The sequence below is a fragment of the Pseudomonas sp. GM33 genome (assembly GCF_000282295.1).
Taxonomy (GTDB): domain Bacteria; phylum Pseudomonadota; class Gammaproteobacteria; order Pseudomonadales; family Pseudomonadaceae; genus Aquipseudomonas; species Aquipseudomonas laurylsulfatiphila.
Genome location: NZ_AKJO01000067.1, coordinates 15,793 through 33,838, shown reverse-complemented (window position 1 = coordinate 33,838; position 18,046 = coordinate 15,793). Strand labels below are relative to the sequence as shown.

General features: G+C 59.2%; 20 protein-coding genes. 7 read left to right on the top strand and 13 right to left on the bottom strand.

The features are described from left to right. The first annotated feature begins 150 nt into the window (after window positions 1–150). The 4 genes from PMI26_RS21095 to PMI26_RS21110 all read left to right on the top strand — a co-directional run bounded on the left by PMI26_RS21095 (window position 151) and on the right by PMI26_RS21110 (window position 3,597). Window positions 151–1,962: a penicillin-binding protein activator gene (locus PMI26_RS21095; RefSeq protein WP_007972586.1), complete on the top strand. Its 1,812-nt coding sequence runs from the start codon at window positions 151–153 to the stop codon at window positions 1,960–1,962. Beyond that, window positions 1,962–2,324 (top strand): YraN family protein, encoded by a 363-nt coding sequence (locus PMI26_RS21100; RefSeq protein ID WP_007972585.1) that lies wholly within the window; start codon window positions 1,962–1,964, stop codon window positions 2,322–2,324. The genes PMI26_RS21095 and PMI26_RS21100 overlap by 1 nt, the downstream gene beginning before the upstream one ends. 104 nt (window positions 2,325–2,428) lie before the next feature. Continuing rightward, complete coding sequence (locus PMI26_RS21105) at window positions 2,429–3,022, top strand: phosphoheptose isomerase (protein ID WP_007972584.1); 594 nt, start codon at window positions 2,429–2,431, stop codon at window positions 3,020–3,022. Beyond that, window positions 3,019–3,597: a BON domain-containing protein gene (locus tag PMI26_RS21110; RefSeq protein ID WP_007972583.1), complete on the top strand. Its 579-nt coding sequence runs from the start codon at window positions 3,019–3,021 to the stop codon at window positions 3,595–3,597. Before PMI26_RS21105 ends, PMI26_RS21110 begins: the two co-directional genes overlap by 4 nt. A 164-nt stretch (window positions 3,598–3,761) precedes the next feature. On the opposite strand, the gene PMI26_RS21115 is transcribed toward PMI26_RS21110, so the two are convergent. The 7 genes from PMI26_RS21115 to rplM all read right to left on the bottom strand — a co-directional run bounded on the left by PMI26_RS21115 (window position 3,762) and on the right by rplM (window position 8,649). Further along, entirely contained in the window at window positions 3,762–4,175 is a 414-nt protein-coding gene (locus PMI26_RS21115) for a ClpXP protease specificity-enhancing factor (protein ID WP_007972582.1), read from the bottom strand. 16 nt (window positions 4,176–4,191) lie between these two features. Then, the gene (locus PMI26_RS21120) at window positions 4,192–4,809 is read right to left on the bottom strand and encodes a glutathione S-transferase N-terminal domain-containing protein (protein ID WP_007972581.1); all 618 of its coding nucleotides are present in this window, start codon (window positions 4,807–4,809) and stop codon (window positions 4,192–4,194) included. A gap of 149 nt (window positions 4,810–4,958) precedes the next feature. Next, the gene (locus PMI26_RS21125; protein ID WP_007972579.1) at window positions 4,959–5,741 is read right to left on the bottom strand and encodes a cytochrome c1; all 783 of its coding nucleotides are present in this window, start codon (window positions 5,739–5,741) and stop codon (window positions 4,959–4,961) included. Further along, complete coding sequence (locus PMI26_RS21130) at window positions 5,741–6,952, bottom strand: cytochrome b (RefSeq protein ID WP_007972577.1); 1,212 nt, start codon at window positions 6,950–6,952, stop codon at window positions 5,741–5,743. Before PMI26_RS21130 ends, PMI26_RS21125 begins: the two co-directional genes overlap by 1 nt. Next, window positions 6,952–7,545, bottom strand: a complete 594-nt coding sequence (gene petA, locus PMI26_RS21135; protein ID WP_007972576.1) for a ubiquinol-cytochrome c reductase iron-sulfur subunit — start codon at window positions 7,543–7,545, stop codon at window positions 6,952–6,954. The genes PMI26_RS21130 and petA overlap by 1 nt, the downstream gene beginning before the upstream one ends. Before the next feature lie 268 nt (window positions 7,546–7,813). Continuing rightward, the gene (gene rpsI, locus PMI26_RS21140; RefSeq protein WP_003228056.1) at window positions 7,814–8,206 is read right to left on the bottom strand and encodes a 30S ribosomal protein S9; all 393 of its coding nucleotides are present in this window, start codon (window positions 8,204–8,206) and stop codon (window positions 7,814–7,816) included. A gap of 14 nt (window positions 8,207–8,220) precedes the next feature. Continuing rightward, window positions 8,221–8,649 (bottom strand): 50S ribosomal protein L13, encoded by a 429-nt coding sequence (gene rplM / locus PMI26_RS21145; RefSeq protein ID WP_003228062.1) that lies wholly within the window; start codon window positions 8,647–8,649, stop codon window positions 8,221–8,223. Window positions 8,650–8,895: 246 nt separating this feature from the next. Here rplM and PMI26_RS21150 point away from each other — a divergent pair, with 246 nt between their 5' ends. Then, window positions 8,896–9,936, top strand: a complete 1,041-nt coding sequence (locus tag PMI26_RS21150; protein ID WP_007972574.1) for an NADP(H)-dependent aldo-keto reductase — start codon at window positions 8,896–8,898, stop codon at window positions 9,934–9,936. Window positions 9,937–10,035: 99 nt separating this feature from the next. On the opposite strand, the gene PMI26_RS21155 is transcribed toward PMI26_RS21150, so the two are convergent. Continuing rightward, window positions 10,036–11,172, bottom strand: coding sequence for an acyl-CoA dehydrogenase family protein (locus PMI26_RS21155; RefSeq protein WP_007972572.1), 1,137 nt, complete (start codon window positions 11,170–11,172; stop codon window positions 10,036–10,038). 221 nt (window positions 11,173–11,393) lie between these two features. Between PMI26_RS21155 and PMI26_RS21160 the strand changes: the two genes are divergently transcribed. Then, entirely contained in the window at window positions 11,394–12,314 is a 921-nt protein-coding gene (locus PMI26_RS21160; RefSeq protein WP_177323525.1) for a GlxA family transcriptional regulator, read from the top strand. 167 nt (window positions 12,315–12,481) lie between these two features. On the opposite strand, the gene zapE is transcribed toward PMI26_RS21160, so the two are convergent. The 3 genes from zapE to PMI26_RS21175 form a co-directional block, all read right to left on the bottom strand. Continuing rightward, window positions 12,482–13,576, bottom strand: a complete 1,095-nt coding sequence (gene zapE / locus PMI26_RS21165) for a cell division protein ZapE (RefSeq protein ID WP_033047639.1) — start codon at window positions 13,574–13,576, stop codon at window positions 12,482–12,484. A gap of 90 nt (window positions 13,577–13,666) precedes the next feature. Next, complete coding sequence (locus PMI26_RS21170; protein WP_007972564.1) at window positions 13,667–15,022, bottom strand: tryptophan--tRNA ligase; 1,356 nt, start codon at window positions 15,020–15,022, stop codon at window positions 13,667–13,669. Between the two features lie 24 nt (window positions 15,023–15,046). Then, window positions 15,047–15,676, bottom strand: a complete 630-nt coding sequence (locus tag PMI26_RS21175; RefSeq protein WP_033047638.1) for an alpha/beta hydrolase — start codon at window positions 15,674–15,676, stop codon at window positions 15,047–15,049. Window positions 15,677–15,820: 144 nt separating this feature from the next. On the opposite strand from PMI26_RS21175, the gene PMI26_RS21180 reads away from it, so the two are divergent. Then, window positions 15,821–16,255: a YhcB family protein gene (locus PMI26_RS21180; RefSeq protein ID WP_007972560.1), complete on the top strand. Its 435-nt coding sequence runs from the start codon at window positions 15,821–15,823 to the stop codon at window positions 16,253–16,255. Between the two features lie 268 nt (window positions 16,256–16,523). Here the strand turns inward: PMI26_RS21180 and PMI26_RS21185 are convergent, their stop codons facing one another. Together PMI26_RS21185 and PMI26_RS21190 are read right to left on the bottom strand one after the other, a co-directional pair. Then, complete coding sequence (locus PMI26_RS21185; protein ID WP_007972558.1) at window positions 16,524–17,264, bottom strand: OmpA family lipoprotein; 741 nt, start codon at window positions 17,262–17,264, stop codon at window positions 16,524–16,526. A 102-nt stretch (window positions 17,265–17,366) separates the two neighbouring features. Next, window positions 17,367–18,008 carry an MBL fold metallo-hydrolase gene (locus PMI26_RS21190; RefSeq protein ID WP_007972557.1) on the bottom strand — a complete coding sequence of 214 codons (642 nt, stop codon included), beginning with the start codon at window positions 18,006–18,008 and terminating at the stop codon, window positions 17,367–17,369. Between the last annotated feature and the right edge of the window lie 38 nt (window positions 18,009–18,046).

The following is an 18,046-nucleotide window of genomic DNA, read 5'->3' as shown; positions in this document are numbered from 1 at the left end:
CCGCAAGCAAACGAGGTATCGGTGACCGTTTGTGCGCTGGCGCAACATTTACACCAGCTAAATTGATCGATTCACGCCAGTAACATCGCGCCCCGGCCAGTGCTTGGGTACAATTCCACGCTAATTTGATCGAGTATCAGGAACGCTTACATGATCGCTTGCCTGCGGCTGTTATCTGCCCTCTGCCTCGCTGCCTTGCTGGCGGCTTGCGCCAGCTCGCCCTCGTCCAGCCTTGGCGAACTACCACGGACACCGGACGCCAGTATCGAGCAACTGCTTGAGAAGGCCGCCCAAAGCAAATCACCGGAAGATGCCGCCCTGCTGCGCTTGAGCGCTGCCGACCTGGCCTATCGCCAGGGCAATGCCGGCCAGTCCGCGCAAATCCTGCAACAGGTCCCGGTCGAGCAGCTCAAGCCAGGGCCACAGATTTTCGCCAACACCCTGGCGGCCGAACTGGCCATGACCCGCAATCAGCCCAAGGCTGCACTGACTGCCCTGAGCCACCCAAGCATGCAATACCTGAGCGAGCTGCCCGTCGAGCAACAGGTCCGCACCGGCACAGTTCACGCCCGCGCCCTGGAAGCCGATGGCCAGACCCTTGCCGCCGCTCGCGAGCGCATTTTCATTGCCCCGATGCTTAAAGGTGAAGCCGCGAGCAAAAACCACGAAGCGATCTGGACCCTGATCGCTTCGCTGCCGACCGAGCAGTTGCAGCCGAGCGCCAGCGACGATCTCGGCGGCTGGATGGCCCTGGCCCTGGCCGTGAAATCCGCCGGCACCCTGGAGCAGCAACAGGCCGCCATCGACAACTGGCGCGCGCAGAACCCGAAACACCCGGCCGCCCTTCAATTGCCGCAGCCACTGACCCAACTCAAGGAACTGGCCAGCCAGCCCTTGAGCAAGATTGCCCTGCTGCTGCCTCAGGATGGCCAGTTGGCCTCGGTTGGCAAAGCATTGCGCGACGGTTTCATGGCTGCCCACTACCAGGCACAACAGGCCGGACAGAAACCACCCGCCATCGAGTTTTATGACAGCTCGCGCCTGACATCCATGGACGAGTTCTACCGCAAGGCCCAGGCCGATGGCGTGCAACTGGTCGTCGGCCCGCTGGAGAAACCACTGGTCAAACAGTTGAGCACTCGCCCGCAACTCCCGATCACCACCCTGGCGCTGAACTACAGCGAAGGCGATCAAGGCCCGGCGCAGTTGTTCCAGTTCGGCCTTGCGGCTGAAGACGAAGCCCGTGAAGTGTCGCGCCGCGCTCGTGCCGACGGCCTGCATCGCGCAGCCATCATGGTGCCGAAGGGCGAATGGGGCGATCGCGTGCTCAAGGCGTTCAGCCAGGATTGGCAGGCCAATGGCGGCACCATCGTCGCCACCGAACGCGTCGACCAACCGGTCCAGCTGGCCCAGCAGATTGCCGACATGTTCCAGCTGCGCCAGAGCGAAGGTCGCGCCAAGAGCCTGCAAAGCACTGTTGGCTCGCAAGTAGCAGCCCAGCCGTCGCGTCGCCAGGACATCGAGTTCATCTTCCTCGCCGCAACGCCGCAACAGGCCCAACAGATCAAACCGACCCTGAACTTCCAGTACGCAGGCGATGTACCGGTCTACGCCACCTCTCACGTGTTCAGCGCCAGCGGCGACGTCAACCAGTACAACGACATGAACGGCATTCGTTTCTGTGAAACACCCTGGCTGCTGGATGCCAACGATCCACTGCGCCGCCAGGTCACCGCCCAGTGGCCACAAGCCGCCGGTAGCCTGGGGCGTCTGTACGCCATGGGCGTGGACGCCTATCGACTGGCGCCGCGCCTGGGCCAGCTGAAGTCTCTGCCGGACAGCCGCATCGACGGTGAGTCGGGCAGCCTCGGCATGACTCAGAGCCAGCGGGTCGTGCGCCAGTTGCCATGGGCCCAGTTCGCCAATGGCCAGATCCAGCGCCTGCCGGACACCGCCCGCTGATGCCTGACAGGTCACGCCGGCAAAGCGGTATGGATGCCGAGCGCCACGCGCTCGAGCATCTTCAACAACAGGGTCTGCGCCTGCTGGCGCAGAACTGGTTGTGCAAACGCGGCGAGCTTGATCTGGTCATGCTAGATGGCGATACAGTAGTATTCGTTGAAGTCCGCTACCGAAAAGACACTCAATGGGGTGGCGCGCTCGATAGCATCGATGAGCGCAAACGGCAAAAGCTGATTTTCGCCGCGCAATATTTTCTTCAGCGCGAGTCGCGCTGGGCCAATTCCCCTTGCCGCTTCGACGTGATTGCCATCGACAGCCACCTCGATCAGCTGAACTGGCTACAGAATGCCTTCGACGGCTGATCACCGGCATCACGAACCGGACACTATCACCCAACACTTTTGCTCTTTGCTTTGCGGGCTGCACATTCACGTGCCGAACAGCCGCGCTAATTAAGGTCACACAGATGGACATGCAATCCCGAATTCGCCAGCTTTTTCAGGCCAGTATCGACACCAAGCAACAGGCGATGGAAGTTCTTGCACCGCACATCGAGCAAGCCAGCCAGGTCATGGTCAACGCCCTGCTCAACGAAGGTAAAATGCTTTCCTGTGGCAACGGCGGCTCAGCCGGCGACGCCCAGCACTTTTCGTCCGAGCTGCTCAATCGCTTTGAGCGCGAGCGCCCGAGCCTGCCGGCCATCGCCTTGACGACCGACAGCTCGACGATCACCTCGATCGCCAACGACTACAGCTATAACGAAATCTTCTCCAAGCAGATCCGCGCACTGGGCCAACCGGGCGATGTGTTGCTGGCTATCTCCACCAGCGGCAACTCGGCCAACATAATTCAAGCGATCCAGGCCGCACATGATCGCGAAATGATTGTCGTAGCATTGACGGGACGTGACGGCGGCGGAATGGCGTCGCTGCTGTTGCCCGAGGACGTGGAGATTCGCGTACCGGCCAACGTCACCGCTCGTATTCAAGAAGTCCACCTGCTGGCGATCCATTGCCTTTGCGACTTGATCGACAGCCAATTGTTCGGGAGTGAAGAATGACCCCTAATCGCCTTGGCCTACTGGCCTTGACTCTGTGCCTCGGCATCAGCGGTTGCACCTCGGTGGTGACCGCCAGCCGTGAAGCCCCCATTGAAGATGACCGCGGCACTCGCACACTGGGCAGCAAGATCGACGACTCCCTGATCGACACCAAGGTTGGCGTGAACATCGCCAAGGCCGACCCGGCCCTGGACAAGGACTCGCACATCGTCGTCACCAGCTACAACGGCGTCGTGCTGCTCGCCGGGCAAACGCCACGCGCAGACCTCAAGGCCAAGGCCGAACAGGCTGCCGCCGCGGTCCAGCGCGTGAAGCAGGTGCACAACGAGCTGCAAGTCATGGCCCCCTCCTCGCTGCTGGCGCGCCAGAATGACACCTGGCTGACCACCAAGATCAAGACCCAGATGCTCGCTGACGCGAACATCCCTGGCTCGCGCATCAAGGTCGTCACTGAAAACGGCATCGTCTACTTGCTGGGCCTGCTGACCAAACAGGAAGCTGCGCAGGCGACCAACCTGGTGCAAGGCGTTTCCGGCGTGCAGAAGATTGTGAAGCTGTTCGAGTACATCGACTGATCCACATCTTGTTGAGCTAGCTTGCTCGCGAAAAACGTCCGGTGAATGCGCTCATTCAGACAGCCCGCGTCATCGTTCACGCCCATCGCGAGCAGGCTCGCTCCTACATCGTTTGAAGGTGGTGAAATAAAAAAAAGGGTGATCCTTGCGGATCACCCTTTTTTTTATTTCACCACCTTCAAACTGGGGCGACCGCTTGGACGCGGTGGCTCGCTGTCCGGTGGCGGAAGGTCGTCATCCGGCTCGATGTCGTCGTCCTCGCCCATCGGCGATTCCAGGTCGAACACCATGCCCTGCCCGTTCTCCCGGGCGTAGATACCCAGGATCGATGCGATAGGCACGTACAAGGTGTGCGGCACGCCACCGAAGCGCCCCTCGAAACTGACCGCCTCGTTATCCATGTGCAAGTGGCGCACGGCTTGTGGCGATACGTTCAGGACGATCTGCCCGTCACTGGCAAAGCCTTGAGGCACCTGCACCGACGGATACTCGGAATTGACCAGCATATGCGGGGTGCAATCGTTGTCCACAATCCACTCATAGAGCGCGCGGACCAGATAAGGTCGACTGGAGTTCATAGCGGCTCCTTAAGCCTTAGCGCATGTCGCGTTCGACACCAGACAGACTCGCCTGGAAAGCCTCACGCGCAAACTGGCGCTCCATATAATCAAGCAGCGGCTTGGCCGGCCGCGGCAGTTCTATACCCAGAATCGGCAATCGCCAGAGTATTGGCAATAGGCAGCAGTCCACCAGGCTTTGTTCCTCGCTGAGGAAAAACGGCTTGTCGGCAAACAGTGGCGACACACCCGTCAGGCTTTCGCGCAACTCTTTGCGAGCCACGGCACGGGCCGCCTCCTTGGTCCGCGAATCCAGAATCAGGTCCACCAGACCACACCAGTCTCGCTGAATGCGGTGTATCAGCAGGCGACTGTTGGCACGCGCCACGGGATAAACCGGCAGTAGCGGCGGGTGCGGGTAACGCTCATCCAGATATTCCATCACCACAGTCGACTCCCACAACGCCAGGTCGCGATCGACCAGGGTGGGCAAGCTGCCGTAAGGGTTCACTTCAATCAGTTTAGGTGGCTGGCGTCCAGCTTCCACGTAAATGATCTCGGCGCTGACACCCTTCTCTGCCAGTACGATGCGCACTCGGTGGGAATAGTGGTCGGCGGGGTCGGAGTAACAGGCCAACCGATTGGTCACGCCCATGGCGATCCTCCTCGCTTGTAGAAATTATCGAAAGCGGAAAAACGAGCGCGCCCAGAGGGCGCCTCCCGTAACGACTGGATCACCAGTTCGCTACCTATTCAGAGGCGCCCTTGGGCGCGCGCGATTAACAGCAATAGCTTGAAGCTTTATCAGTGCACGTCTTTCCAGTATTCGCGCTTGAGCAGGTAAGCGAATACGAAGAAGAACGCCAGGTACAACAATACGTACGTACCGATGCGCTGATGCTGCAGCTTAACCGGGTTAGCCGAGTAAGCCAGGAAGGTTACCAGATTCTTGACCTTCTCATCGAACTGCTCTTCAGTCAGAGCACCGCTTTTCGGCACAATGGTCAACTGATCGCACGCTTCATGAGTCAACGGCGTGCCGGTCAGCGGATCGTATTGCTTCTTGCCGCCTTCGACGATCGGAACCTGTTTGCATCCCACGACCTGGCGACCTTGCAGGCCGGCCAGGACGTTAGGCATGCCCACGTTCGGGAAGACCTTGTTGTTCACACCCCATGGGCGCGCAGGATCTTCGTAGAACGACTTCAGGTAACTGTAGAGCCAGTCGGTGCCGCGAACACGGGCAACCAGGGTCAGGTCCGGAGGTGCGGCACCAAACCAGGCCTTGGCATCCGCAGGCTGCATGCCGATGCTCATGTGGTCGCCGATCTTGGCACCCGTGAAGACCAGCTTCTCCAGCATCAACTCATGGGGAATGCCCAGGTCGTCGGCAACACGCTCATAGCGCTGGAACTTGGCACTGTGGCAACCCATGCAGTAGTTGGCGAACGTACGTGCGCCGTCCTGCATGGCTGCCTTATCGGAAACGTCAATGTCGACTTTTTCCAGCTCAGGGCCACCGTGTTCGGCTGCGAAAGCAAAAACCGGCAGCGCAGCAAGCATCAATACAGCAAATAGTTTTTTCATCAGCCAGTCACCCTTTCCGGAACCGGTTTGGTCTTCTCGAGCCTGGTGTAGAACGGCATCAGAATGAAGTAGGCGAAGTACAGGAAGGTACATACCTGCGACAGCAACGTACGCTCAGGGGTTGGGGCCAGAACGCCCAGCACGCCCAGGATCACGAACGAGATGCAGAACACCCAGAGCCAGATCTTGCTCAGCCAGCCTTTGTAGCGCATCGACTTGACCGGGCTGCGGTCCAGCCACGGCAGGACGAACAGCACGGCAATGGCCGCGCCCATGGCTATGACACCAAAGAGCTTGTCTGGAACCGCACGCAAAATGGCGTAGAACGGGGTGAAGTACCAGACCGGAGCGATGTGCTCTGGGGTCTTGAAGGCGTTCGCCACTTCAAAGTTCGGCTTCTCGAGGAAGTAGCCACCCATTTCCGGGAAGAAGAACACGATCGAGCAGAAGATGAACAGGAACACCACCACGCCGACGATATCTTTCACGGTGTAGTACGGATGGAAGGCGATGCCGTCCAGCGGTATGCCGTTTTCGTCCTTGTGCTTCTTGATGTCCACGCCGTCCGGGTTGTTCGAACCGACTTCGTGCAACGCCAGGATGTGCAGCACCACCAGACCGAGGATGACGATCGGCAGGGCAACCACATGCAAGGCGAAGAAGCGGTTCAGGGTAATGCCGGAAATCAGGTAGTCACCACGAATCCACTGGGTCAGGTCGTTGCCGATGACCGGGATCGCACCGAACAGCGAGATGATCACCTGGGCACCCCAGTAGGACATCTGACCCCACGGCAGCAGGTAACCCATGAAGGCTTCGGCCATCAGCGCCAGGTAGATCAGCATGCCGAAGACCCACACCAGTTCGCGCGGCTTCTGGTACGAACCGTAGAGCAGGCCACGGAACATGTGCAGATAGACCACGATGAAGAACGCCGAAGCGCCGGTGGAGTGCAGCAGACGCAGGATCGAACCGTACTCGACGTCGCGCATGATGTACTCGACGGAAGCGAACGCTTCTTCCGCCGACGGGGTGTAGCTCATGGTCAGCCAGACACCGGTAACGATCTGGTTGACCAGAACGAGCAATGCCAGGGAGCCAAAGAAGTAGAAGAAGTTGAAGTTTTTCGGAGCGTAATACTTGCTGAGATGGTCTTCCCACATCTTGGTCGCGGGAAAGCGCGCATCAACCCAATCCATGAACTTGCTCATCACGCTTTCTCCGTATCGACGCCAATGACAATGATCTCATCGGTCTCATAGGAATGCGGGGGAACTGGCAGGTTCAAAGGCGCAGGTTGCGACTTGTAGACACGGCCAGCCAGATCGTAATGGGAGCCGTGGCAAGGGCAGAAATATCCACCTACCCATTTCGGACCAAGATCCGCAGGTGCCACTTCCGGACGGAAAGTAGGCGAACAACCCAAGTGCGTGCAAATGCCGATCAGCAGCAGAACTTCTGGCTTGATCGAACGTGTTTCCGGGTTGACATAGGCCGGTTGCGTCGATTGCTTGGAATCAGGATCGGCGAGATCGCCTTCGATCTTTTTCAGATTCCCCAGGATTTCCGGCGTACGGCGGACGATGAACACCGGCTGACCGCGCCACTCAGCAATCATCTGCTGACCTGGCTCGATTTTGCTGACATTCACTTTCACCGGTGCACCAGCGGCTTTCGCCTTGGCACTGGGAAACCATGACCCCACGAACGGGACCGCAGCCCCCACCGCTCCTGCAGCACCCACCACGGATGTGGCTGCCACCAAGAAGCGACGCCGGCCTGTATTCACGCCGTCATTGCTCATTCAGTCCTCTCCCATCAGCTTTGTGGCCTGTTAAATCAGGCATCTACTAAGTAAAACTATGTACTTATAAAAATTTTGCCGAATGGTAATGAAAAGCCCCAATTCTGACAAGGTAATTACCGGAGCCCACCACCCTCAAGCCTTGGAGTATAGGGCGTCTACGGATGTGGCAAGTTGTCACAGCGCAATTCTTTGATAAATCGCAGGCATAAAAAAACGCCCAGCTCCGTGAGGAGACTGGGCGTTCTTTTTTGAACGTGAAAGCGAATTAACGCTTCGAGTACTGCGGACGCTTACGCGCTTTACGCAGACCGACTTTCTTACGTTCAACTTCACGAGCATCGCGGGTTACGAAGCCGGCTTTACGCAGGGCGCTGCGCAGAGTCTCGTCGTAGTCCATCAGAGCGCGGGTGATGCCGTGGCGGATTGCGCCAGCTTGACCACTCACACCACCGCCGATCACGGTGACGTAGATGTCGAACTTCTCGACAGTCTCAGTCAATTCCAGCGGCTGACGAACTACCATGCGGGCAGTTTCGCGGCCGAAGAAATTATCCAGCGAACGGTTGTTGATGGAGATGTTACCAGTACCCGGACGCAGGAAAACGCGTGCGGTTGCGGTCTTGCGACGGCCAGTGCCGTAATTTTGAGTCGCCGACATAATGAACTATTCCGTTAAATCTTCAGTTCTTGGGGCTGCTGAGCAGTATGAGGGTGTGCAGCGCCCGCATAGACTTTCAGCTTACGGTACATGTCGCGACCCAGCGGGTTCTTAGGCAGCATGCCTTTGACCGCGGTCTCGATCACGCGCTCAGGGGCCTTGGCGATCAGCTTTTCAAAGTTGATCGACTTGATGCCGCCCGGGAAACCGGAGTGGGAGTAGTACATTTTGTCAGTGGTTTTAGCACCGGTAACACGGATCTGCTCAGCGTTGATTACGACGATGTAGTCGCCGGTGTCAACGTGAGGAGTGTACTCAGGCTTGTGCTTGCCACGCAGACGGCTCGCGATTTCGGTGGCCAGACGACCCAGGGTCTGACCAGCAGCGTCGACGACAAACCAGTCGCGCTTTACTGTTTCCGGTTTAGCAGTAAAAGTTTTCATTCTTTATAGCCTCAGGGGCCGCCCTGTAAATTAGACGGCGGATCTTACTGAATAGTGCGTACTTTGACAAGTCAAAGGCAGCCGGATACAGACGCTTTCGGGGGCTCGGGTCGGCGCGTCCGTTCAACGGCAAGATTCTTCGGCGGCGGCGCATCACTTCCACTGCAGAAAGAGGTGCGCAATTATGCAGATTGCGAAAAATAATTCAACCTGCTTTTATGATTGTTTTGCCCAAGGAGCACCCCGATGGACTATCGCCAGCTAGGCCGAACCAATCTGAACGTGAGTGCCCTCTGCCTCGGAACCATGACCTGGGGCGAGCAAAACAGCGAGGCAGACGCCTTCGCCCAGATTGAACGAGCCAAGAGCGCCGGGATCAACTTCATCGATACCGCCGAGATGTACCCGGTGCCGCCCAAGGCCGAAACCTACGCCACCACCGAACGCTACATCGGCAATTACTTCAAGAGCCGCGGCGATCGCGCCGACTGGATCCTGGCCAGCAAGATCGCCGGCCCCGGCAATACCATCGATTACATCCGCGACAAGAACCTTCGGCACAATCGGCAGCACATCACCGAAGCCGTGGACGCCAGCCTCAAGCGCCTGCAAACCGACTACATCGACCTGTACCAGCTGCACTGGCCGGAGCGCAGCACCAACTTCTTCGGGCAACTGGGCTACAAGCACCAGACCGAAGCCAACCTGACCCCGCTGGAGGACACCCTTGAAGCGCTGGACGAACAGGTCCGCGCCGGCAAGATCCGCCACATCGGCCTGTCCAACGAGACGCCGTGGGGCACCATGCGCTTCCTGGCCCTGGCCGAAGCCCGGGGCTGGCCGCGCGCCGTATCGATCCAGAACCCGTACAACCTGCTCAATCGCAGCTTCGAAGTCGGCCTGGCGGAAATCGCCATCCGCGAGCAGTGCGGCCTGCTCGCCTATTCGCCGCTGGCGTTCGGCTTCCTGTCAGGCAAGTACGAAGGTGGCGCCCGCCCACCGAAAGCTCGCCTGAGCCTCTACAGCCGCTTCAGCCGCTATTTCAACCCACAGTCGGAAGCGGCCTGCAGCCGGTACGTGGCCCTGGCTCGCGAACACGGCCTGGACCCGGCGCAAATGGCCCTGGCGTTCGTGACGCAGCAGCCGTTCGTGACCAGCAACATCATTGGCGCGACCACCATGGAGCAACTGGAAAGCAACATAGCCAGTTTCGACTTGAAGCTGTCGGAGGAAGTGCTGGAAGGGATCGAGGCGATTCACAAGGATCATCCGAACCCTGCGCCATAATTGAAAAAGATCGCAGCCTGCGGCAGCTCCTACATGGGATTGGCGTAAACCCTGTAGGAGCTGCCGCAGGCTGCGATCTTTTCAGCCATCAAAAATAAATCAAAGCGACCGCGCAATGATCTCCTTCATGATCTCGTTCGTCCCGGCATAGATCCGCTGCACGCGCGCATCCGCCCATGCCCGCGCGATCGGGTATTCCCACATGAACCCGTAGCCACCGTGCAACTGCACACACTCATCCAGCACCTTGCACTGCAGGTCGGTGCCCCAATACTTGGCCATCGCCGCCGTCGGCACGTCGAGCTTGCCTTGCAGGTGCAGTTCCAGACAGCGGTCGACGAAGACACGACCGATCTGGATTTCCGTGGCCATCTCCGCCAGTTTGAACCGGGTATTCTGAAAATCCGCGATCGACTTGCCGAACGCCTTGCGCTCGCGGGTGTAGTCCAGCGTCCATTGCAGCGCCGCTTCGGCTGAGGCCAGCCCGCCAATGGCCACCGTGAGGCGCTCCTGAGGCAACTCCTGCATCAGGTAGGCAAAGCCCATCCCGGCCTGGCCCAGCAGGTTTTCCTTGGGCACACGCACGTCCTGGAAGAACAGCTCCGAGGTGTCCTGGGCTTTCATCCCGACCTTCTCCAGGCGCTTGCCCTTGTCGAAGCCCGGCGTATCGGCTTCCACCAGAAACAGGCTGGTGCCTTTCGCGCCGGCCTTCGGATCGGTCTTGGCGACGACGATCACCAGATCGGCCAGGTAGCCGTTGGTGATGAAAGTCTTGGAGCCGTTGATCACGTACTCGTCACCATCAAGCACGGCCGTGGTTTTCACGCCCTGCAGATCGGAACCGGCGCCCGGTTCGGTCATGGCGATCGCGGTCACCATCTCGCCGGACACCAGTTTCGGCAGGTACTTCTGCTTCAGCGCCTCACTGCCGTAATGCAGGATGTAAGGCGCCACGATGTCCGAGTGCAGGGAGAAACCGATGCCGGTCAGGCCAAGCCGCCCCACCTCTTCGATCACCACCGCACTGTAGAGAAAGTCCGCCCCCAGGCCGCCGTACTCTTCCGGCAGGTGGGAGCAGAGCATCCCCGCCTCCCCTGCCTTGTTCCACAGTTTGCGGTCGATATAGCCTTGTTTTTCCCATTGCCCATGGAAGGGCACCGCCTCCTTTTCGAGAAACGTCCGCACGCTGTCGCGGAAAAGCTCGTGCTCGGAACTGAACAAGGTTCTGGGGATCATGCGGCACCTTTACTTTGTTTTTAGAAGGAGTTGACCTTCAGAGACTATGCCTCGCTTCCGATACAGGACACTGGACACATCCGACAAAAAATAAGACGATCCAGCCGTCTGGTGACCACTTCCCCCTATAAAAATAAAGTTGAATTATGTCTAACCAAGCCTCCACGCCCCTGCGGCGCGTCAGCATCCTGGCCATCGACCGGGTTTTCGCTTCCACCCTCATGCAAGCCAAGGATTTCTTCCACCTCGCCAGCCTGCGCTACGGCAAACAGCTGGGCCAGGGCCTGACACCGGCGTTCGAAACCCGCCTGGTCAGCCCCGATGGCAAACCGGTCAGCACCTTCAGCGATGTGATGATTCCGGTGGACGGCGGGCTGGAAAACGCCGACATCATCATTCTCCCCGCGTTCTGGGACGATTTTGAAAGCCTCTGCAAACGCTACCCGCAAGTCCTGCCCTGGTTGCGCCAACAGCATGCGCGCGGCGCCGTGTTGTGCGGCGAGGCCACCGGTGTGTTCTGGCTGGCCGAAGCCGGGCTGCTCAACGGCAAGGAAGCGACCACCTACTGGCGCTTCTTCAATGCCTTCGCCGAACGCTTCCCACAGGTCCAGCTCAATCAGGACAAACACCTTACCGACGCCGATAACCTGTACTGCGCCGGCGGCACCACCTCGGCGTGCGACCTGTACATTTACCTGATCGAGCGCTTCTGTGGCGCCAATGTGTCCCAGGCCGTAGCGCGGGACATTCTGTATGAGGTGCAGCGCAGCTACTCGCCGGGACGCATCGGTTTTGGAGGCCAGAAGCTGCACCAGGACGTGATCATCCTGCAGATCCAGCACTGGCTCGAAGAACACTTCGCCGACAAGTTCCGCTTCGAAGACGTCGCCCGCGAACACGGCATGAGCATCCGCAACTTCATGCGCCGCTTCCAGACCGCCACCGGCGACAAGCCACTGCATTACCTGCAACGCCTGCGCATCGAAACCGCCAAGGGCTTGTTGTCCGGCAGCCGCAAGAGCATCAAGACCATCAGTTATGAGGTGGGCTATGACGATGCGAGCTTCTTTGCGCGGCTGTTCCGCCAGCACACGGAGCTGTCGCCGAACCAGTATCGGCAGCAGTTTCAGCAGGCTGCCTGAGCCTCAAGGCATTCGCAAAACACTGTAGGAGCTGCCGAAGGCTGCGATCTTTTGATCTTGAAAAATCAAAATCAAAAGATCGCAGCCTTCGGCAGCTCCTACAGGGTGGATCTTCAGCGCATAAAAAAGGGCCTGCAAATGCAGGCCCTTTTATTTTACGAATCCTCTTACGGCTTGTGCGCCCGAGCCAGGAATTCATGGGATTGCATTTCCAACAGACGACTCAGGGTACGCTGGAATTCGAAGTTCAAGCGCCCGCCGGTGTACAGATCCTTGAGTTCGACTTCGGCAGAAATGATCAGCTTCACGTTACGGTCGTAAAACTCGTCGACCATGTTGATGAAGCGCCGGGCGATGTCGTCGGTGGTGACGCTCATCTGCTCGACATCGCTGAGCAGCACGGCGTGGAAGATTTTGCCCAGTTCGATGTAGTCGTTCTGGCTGCGCGGGCCGTCGCACAGTTCACGAAAGTTGAACCAGGCCACGTCATCGCAGGTGCGCAGGGCACGAATCTCACGATTTTCGATCATCAGCACGTCATTTTCGACCGCAGCCGTGCATTCCGGCGTCAGCGCACGGAAGCTCTTGCGCAGGCTTTCGTTGGCGGCTTCGTCGAGCGGATAGTGGAACAGCTCGGCTTGTTCGAGGTGACGCAGACGATAGTCGACGCCGCTGTCGACGTTGACGATCTCGGTATTCTGCTTGATCAGCGCAATGGCCGGCAGGAAGCGCGCGCGTTGCAGGCCGTCCTTGTACAGGCCGTCCGGCACGATGTTCGACGTCGCGACCAGGGTCACGCCGTTCTTGAACAGTTCTTCCATCAGGGTGCCGAGGATCATGGCGTCGGTGATGTCGGAAACGAAGAATTCATCGAAGCAGATGACCCGGGCTTCGGTGGCGAAGCGCTTGGCGATGATGGTCAGCGGGTTTTTTTCGCCGCCCAGGGTTTTCATCTCTTCGTGCACGCGCTTCATGAAGCGGTGGAAGTGCGTACGGGACTTTTCCTTGAAGGGCAGTGCTTCGAAGAAGGTGTCCACCAGGTAAGTCTTGCCGCGACCTACGCCGCCCCAGAAATACAGGCCCTTGACCGGGGTCTGATCCTTCTTGCCAAACAACTTGCCCAGCAGGCCCGGCTTGTTTTGCTCGGCCGCGACCAGATCGTCGTACAGGCGCTGCAAATGACGCACGGCAGTTTCCTGCGCGGCATCATGGAAGAATTCCGGGCGTTTCAGATCAGCTTGATATCGTTCTAGGGGCGTCATAATTCGTTAGCAAGGCAACAAAAACGGGCCGACACTGTAGCGACGGCCCGGAGGAATGGCAATCGGCCCTTGGTCGGGCCGGACCGTTGTTTAGTCCTGAACAGGCGTCAGGGCAATGCGCAAAGCCTCGACGGCAGCATCACGCGCAGCACTGCTGGCAAAGGCCGGGCTGTCGGCAACGCACTCGCCTTCCAGCCAGACGCTGAAGTTCAGGTCTTCATTTCGCACGTCCAGTGGCTGACCCGATTGCAGTTGCTTGGTCACCTGACCGGCGGTCTTGCCGTCGGCGAAGTTGCGCGACAGCAGCAGTTGCTCGCCATCGGCGGCCAGCAGACGGAAACGGAAGCTGCCGTCGTCTTCGCGGAAGCTGACAAAACGTGCGGCTTTCGCAGCCTTCTTCTTGGTGGTCGCCGCGACTTGGGTCTGGGCAACGAAGGAGCGCAGGCCCACCGCTTCACGCAGTTCATTGAGGAAGGGTGTCGCGACCGCACGGGCCTTTTTCGCACCGTGTTGCAGGATGTCTTCCAGATCCGCCGGGCGCTCGATCAGTTGGTTGTAGCGCTCACGAGATTCGCCCAGTTCACTGTCCAGCAGTTGGAACAGACGATTCTTCGCCTCGCCCCAACCCAGGCCCTGCAACAATTCGCTGCGGAACTCGTCGGCCTGCGCCGGGGTGGCGAATGCCTGGAACAGGGTGAACAGGTGCGAGTTATCAGGATCCTTGGCTTCACCCGGTGCGCGGGAGTCGGTGACGATCCGCGAAATCGCGTCCTTCATTTCCTTGGCGCTTGAGAACAGCGGAATGGTGTTGTCGTAGCTCTTCGACATCTTGCGGCCATCCAGGCCCGGCAACGTGGCGACGCTCTCTTCGATCAACGCCTCGGGCATGGTGAAGAACTCTTTGCCCTGGCCAAACAGGTGGTTGAAGCGCTGGCCGATGTCCCGCGCCATTTCCACGTGCTGGATCTGGTCGCGACCGACCGGCACCTTGTGCGCGTTGAACATCAGGATGTCCGCCGCCATCAGCACCGGGTAGCTGTACAGGCCCATGGTGATGCCGGCGTCCGGGTCTTCGCCGGTCTCGACGTTCTTGTCCACGGAAGCCTTGTAGGCGTGGGCGCGATTGAGCAGGCCCTTGGCGGCGACGCAGGTCAGCAGCCAGGTCAGCTCGGGGATTTCCGGGATGTCGGACTGGCGGTAGAAGGTCACGCGGTCGACATCCAGGCCACCGGCCAGCCAGGTCGCGGCGATTTCCAGACGCGAGCGCTGGATGCGCAGCGGGTCATCGCACTTGATCAGGGCGTGATAGTCGGCCAGGAAGTAGAACGAATCGGCATTGCTGTCACGGCTGGCGACGATCGCCGGGCGGATGGCGCCAGCGTAGTTGCCCAGGTGCGGCGTGCCGGTGGTGGTGATGCCGGTGAGGATACGGGTACGGGTCGTCATGGGTAATCGCTTGTCAGACTGCAATCAATTCGAGAGACGCGGCAGGATCAGATCCTTGAGATCGGTCAGCTTGCCATGAAAAAAGTGTCCGCATTCTGCCACTTTCAGCAGCTCATGGGGACGTTCGAGCTTGTCGGACCATTGGTAAACGACTTGTGGATCGATCACTTCGTCGGTTTCCGGCTGGATCAAGGTCAACTCGCCGTGCTGCGGCAGTTGATCCTGATCCCCCAGGCGCATGACCGCCGGCGCGACCATGAACAGATGCTTGAGCTGCTCGCCCTTGGCCTCAAGGCGTCCGCCGAGACTTGCTGCAACAAAACCGCCGAAGGAGAAACCGAACAGGGTCAGCGGCAACTCCGGGTGTTTGCTGCGAAACCATTCGGCGACAGCCTGGGCATCATCAACTTCACCGGTGCCCATGTCGTGGGAACCCTCGCTGGCACCGACGCCACGATAGTTGAAGCGCAGGGTCACCAGTCCGGCGTCGCGCGCGGTGCGCTGCAGGGTCGAAACCACTTTGTTGAGCATGGTGCCGCCCTGTACCGGGTTCGGATGGCAGATGAGTGCCAGGCCGCGAGGTTGCTCGTTGTCCAGGTAAAGGGCTTCCAGTTGACCCACCGGGCCATCAATCACTACAGGGGTTTCGCGCATAAGCAAGGAAGGAACTCCGTGACCTCGAATCGGGTCGACTCGTCTAGCAAATTGTCTGTGGCTGTCTATTGCGAGTGAATCGCGGTATACAGCGCAGGTTCGAGCCGTTAACGTAAAGCAAAGCCGTTTATAGAGGAAGGACTCGTGGAACACTCGCTCTTAGTTTGGTTGCTACCGACTCTTGCCCTGGTTGTGGGTGTCGCCATTGGGTTCCTGATCGCTCGCCTTGCGCCGAATGCCGCGCCTAGCAGCACGCAACGTCAGCTGGACGATATTCAGGAACGTTTCGACAGTTATCAGAACGAAGTGGTGACCCACTTCAACAGCACTGCGTCATTGGTCAAGAAACTGACTGCGAGCTATCAGGAAGTGCAGGACCATCTCGCGGAGGGCGCCAATCGCCTGGCCCTGGACGAACAGACTCGCCAACGCCTGCTGGCCTCCCTGCACGCCGATGCGGCGCAGGCACCCCGTGAACGCCTGACGCCACCGCGCGATCAGGAGCCGCCGCGCGACTACGCACCCAAAGCCCCGAACGCGCCCGGCATGCTCGATGAGCATTACGGCCTGAAGAAGTAATCAGGTTTCAGGTGTGAAAAAGCCCCCGGACGAGTGATTGTCCGGGGGCTTTTTATTACTGATCCGTTTTATCTGTTGCCCTCCCCGCCCCCTTCGCGGGCAAGCCCGCTCCCACAGTGGTCGATCTCGGACACAAAATCTGCATTCAACACTAACCTGTGGGAGCGGGCTTGCCCGCGAAGAGGCCAGAACTGACGATACAAAAAAGCCCGCCTGATCTACTTGGGATCGGGCGGGCATTTTTTATGCCTGGGGTTCAATCAGACGCTCAAGGGTACTGCTGAACCTGACCTTGCTGCTGACCACCATATTGCTGGCCCGGAATCGCCTTGAGGTTGACCTCTACACGGCGGTTCTGCGCCCGGCCATTGGCGTCGCCGTTGCTGGCAACCGGACTGTCCGGCCCTGCGCCACGAGCGCTCAGGTTGGCACCGCTGACACCTTGCGAGGTCAGGTAGGTGGCCACGCTTTGTGCACGACGCTGGGACAGATCCATGTTGTGCTGGCGGCTGCCAGTGCTGTCGGTATAGCCCACGATTTCGATCTGGTTCTGGTTGAACTCTTTCAGCGAGCCCGCCAGGTTGTTCAGCGGCTGATAGAAACTTGGGGCAATGTTTGCCGAGTCGGTAGCAAACGTGATGTTGCCCGGCATGATCAGCTTGATCTGGTCGCCCTGGCGCTGCACTTCAACACCGGTGTTGGCCATGCTGGCACGCAACTTTTTCTCTTGCTGGTCGGCGTAATAACCGTAACCGGCGGCCGAAGCACCGACCACTGCCGCACCGATCAGCGCGCCCTTGCCACGGTTATCGTGGTTGATCGCAGCACCCGCCAGCGCACCGGCCAGAGCGCCGAGACCACCATACTTCGCGGTCTTGCTCATGCCTTCGGAGCCGCTGTCCGCCTGCCCCTGAGCCTGGCCTTGACCGCCGTAAGGATTGGGCGAGGCACAACCGGACAAAACGGCCACAGCCGTAGCGACAATAATCAAACGACGCGTGGTGAACATGTATAGCTCCTACTTTTTTGCATTCTGTGGTGCAACGGACCAAGGCATAGCCATTGCGGGTGTTGGATCACTTCCGGGAACAAAAATTCCACTCGTTACAAATCAGGCCCGTACAAAGGGGTTTTCGCGCATTTCATCGCCCAGACGGGTGTCCGGACCATGCCCGGCGACCACCGTCGCCTCTTCGTCGAGGGTGTACAAACGCTGCTTGATCGAACGCACGATGGTGGCCTGGTCGCCACCCCACAAATCCGTGCGTCCTACCCCACGCTTGAACAACGTGTCACCGGCAATCAGCAGCTTGGCATCGGCAAACCAGAAACTCATCGACCCCGGTGTGTGCCCAGGCGTGTGAAGCGCCACGCCACAGCCGCAGGCCAGCTCTTCATCATCGGCCAGCCAGCGGTCCGGGGACGGCACCGGAGTGTAAGGGACACCGAACATCTGGCACTGCATTTCCAGGTTGTCCCAGAGGAACTGGTCTTCCTTGTGCAGATGCAGGGTCGCGCCGGTTTTCTCCTTGAGTTGACCGGAAGCCAGGAAGTGATCGAGGTGCGCGTGGGTGTGAATGATGCTGACCACTTTCAACCCCAGGGCATCGAGACGCGCCAGGATCAGCTCATGATTGCCACCCGGATCGACGACGATGGCCTTTTTCGTCACCGGATCGCCGATGATGGTGCAATTGCACTGCAAAGGGCCGACGGGGAAGGTTTCGCGGATAAGGGTGGGATGCTGGGACATCGGGGGCCTGCTCGATAAACGGGGAGGGGCGATTTTCG

Excerpts from the sequence above, each read along its gene's own strand:
- PMI26_RS21095 (WP_007972586.1), top strand. The coding sequence starts at position 151 with ATGATCGCTTGCCTGCGGCTGTTATCTGCCCTCTGCCTCGCTGCCTTG.
- PMI26_RS21100 (WP_007972585.1), top strand. The coding sequence starts at position 1,962 with ATGCCTGACAGGTCACGCCGGCAAAGCGGTATGGATGCCGAGCGCCAC.
- PMI26_RS21105 (WP_007972584.1), top strand. The coding sequence starts at position 2,429 with ATGGACATGCAATCCCGAATTCGCCAGCTTTTTCAGGCCAGTATCGAC.
- PMI26_RS21110 (WP_007972583.1), top strand. The coding sequence starts at position 3,019 with ATGACCCCTAATCGCCTTGGCCTACTGGCCTTGACTCTGTGCCTCGGC.
- PMI26_RS21115 (WP_007972582.1), bottom strand. The coding sequence starts at position 4,175 with ATGAACTCCAGTCGACCTTATCTGGTCCGCGCGCTCTATGAGTGGATT.
- PMI26_RS21120 (WP_007972581.1), bottom strand. The coding sequence starts at position 4,809 with ATGGGCGTGACCAATCGGTTGGCCTGTTACTCCGACCCCGCCGACCAC.
- PMI26_RS21125 (WP_007972579.1), bottom strand. The coding sequence starts at position 5,741 with ATGAAAAAACTATTTGCTGTATTGATGCTTGCTGCGCTGCCGGTTTTT.
- PMI26_RS21130 (WP_007972577.1), bottom strand. The coding sequence starts at position 6,952 with ATGAGCAAGTTCATGGATTGGGTTGATGCGCGCTTTCCCGCGACCAAG.
- petA (WP_007972576.1), bottom strand. The coding sequence starts at position 7,545 with ATGAGCAATGACGGCGTGAATACAGGCCGGCGTCGCTTCTTGGTGGCA.
- rpsI (WP_003228056.1), bottom strand. The coding sequence starts at position 8,206 with ATGTCGGCGACTCAAAATTACGGCACTGGCCGTCGCAAGACCGCAACC.
- rplM (WP_003228062.1), bottom strand. The coding sequence starts at position 8,649 with ATGAAAACTTTTACTGCTAAACCGGAAACAGTAAAGCGCGACTGGTTT.
- PMI26_RS21150 (WP_007972574.1), top strand. The coding sequence starts at position 8,896 with ATGGACTATCGCCAGCTAGGCCGAACCAATCTGAACGTGAGTGCCCTC.
- PMI26_RS21155 (WP_007972572.1), bottom strand. The coding sequence starts at position 11,172 with ATGATCCCCAGAACCTTGTTCAGTTCCGAGCACGAGCTTTTCCGCGAC.
- PMI26_RS21160 (WP_177323525.1), top strand. The coding sequence starts at position 11,394 with ATGCAAGCCAAGGATTTCTTCCACCTCGCCAGCCTGCGCTACGGCAAA.
- zapE (WP_033047639.1), bottom strand. The coding sequence starts at position 13,576 with ATGACGCCCCTAGAACGATATCAAGCTGATCTGAAACGCCCGGAATTC.
- PMI26_RS21170 (WP_007972564.1), bottom strand. The coding sequence starts at position 15,022 with ATGACGACCCGTACCCGTATCCTCACCGGCATCACCACCACCGGCACG.
- PMI26_RS21175 (WP_033047638.1), bottom strand. The coding sequence starts at position 15,676 with ATGCGCGAAACCCCTGTAGTGATTGATGGCCCGGTGGGTCAACTGGAA.
- PMI26_RS21185 (WP_007972558.1), bottom strand. The coding sequence starts at position 17,264 with ATGTTCACCACGCGTCGTTTGATTATTGTCGCTACGGCTGTGGCCGTT.
- PMI26_RS21190 (WP_007972557.1), bottom strand. The coding sequence starts at position 18,008 with ATGTCCCAGCATCCCACCCTTATCCGCGAAACCTTCCCCGTCGGCCCT.